The sequence below is a fragment of the Geobacillus sp. WSUCF1 genome (genome assembly GCF_000422025.1).
GTDB lineage: Bacteria > Bacillota > Bacilli > Bacillales > Anoxybacillaceae > Geobacillus > Geobacillus zalihae.
On the sequence record NZ_ATCO01000266.1, the window covers coordinates 1 to 268 of the forward strand.

Sequence of the window (268 nt, forward strand, 5' to 3'; positions counted from 1 at the left end):
CCTTTTCGTTGAAGGTTCATGGCACCAATGCGGTCATCGTTTGAGGTATATCCGCATGTTCGGCAACAAAAGGTGTGTGTACGCTTGTTTCGATTGGCTTTTTCCGTATGCCCGCACTTTGGACATGTCAAAGAGGTGTAATGCGGAGCAACCACCATCACTTTTGACCCATGCAAACGTGCCTTATACTCTAACATTTGACGGAACTGATAGAAAGCCCACGATACGGTTTCATATCGGTCATGGATACGTACACGTTCTGTTTTTT

Annotated in this window: 1 protein-coding gene; it reads right to left on the reverse strand. The window is 45.5% G+C overall.

Translation table 11 applies throughout. The features are described from left to right. Positions 1-268: zinc ribbon domain-containing protein (locus I656_RS18430; protein WP_164832369.1), on the reverse strand; the 268-nt coding region annotated here is incomplete at both ends.